Raw genomic sequence first — 746 nt, 5'->3', positions numbered from 1 at the left:
TGGACCCGCGGCGCATTAGCTAGTTGGAGAGGTAACGGCTCACCAAGGCAACGATGCGTAGCCGACCTGAGAGGGTGATCGGCCACATTGGAACTGAGACACGGTCCAGACTCCTACGGGAGGCAGCAGTGGGGAATATTGCACAATGGGCGAAAGCCTGATGCAGCAACGCCGCGTGAGTGATGACGGTCTTCGGATTGTAAAGCTCTGTCTTTTGGGACGATAATGACGGTACCAAAGGAGGAAGCCACGGCTAACTACGTGCCAGCAGCCGCGGTAATACGTAGGTGGCAAGCGTTGTCCGGATTTACTGGGCGTAAAGGATGTGTAGGCGGACATTTAAGTGAGATGTGAAAGCCCCGAGCTCAACTTGGGGACTGCATTTCAAACTGGGTGTCTAGAGTGCAGGAGAGGAAAGCGGAATTCCTAGTGTAGCGGTGAAATGCGTAGAGATTAGGAAGAACATCAGTGGCGAAGGCGGCTTTCTGGACTGTAACTGACGCTGAGGCATGAAAGCGTGGGGAGCAAACAGGATTAGATACCCTGGTAGTCCACGCCGTAAACGATGAGTACTAGGTGTAGGAGGTATCGACTCCTTCTGTGCCGCAGTTAACACAATAAGTACTCCGCCTGGGAAGTACGGTCGCAAGTATTAAAACTCAAAGGAATTGACGGGGGCCCGACACAACGCAGCGGAGCATGTGGTTTTAATTCGAAGCTAACGCGAAGAACCTTATACTACGTGT

1 rRNA gene is annotated in these 746 nt (G+C 52.5%); it reads left to right on the top strand.

From position 1 onward, the window contains the following. Positions 1 to 746 (top strand): 16S ribosomal RNA (locus RH99_RS18785); the annotation flags it as partial.

This window comes from Clostridium arbusti SL206 (assembly GCF_000246895.1).
Classification (GTDB): Bacteria; Bacillota; Clostridia; order Clostridiales; family Clostridiaceae; genus Clostridium_I; species Clostridium_I arbusti.
The sequence above is the reverse complement of the archived record's forward strand: the minus strand, read 5'-3'. Positions and strand labels throughout refer to the sequence as shown.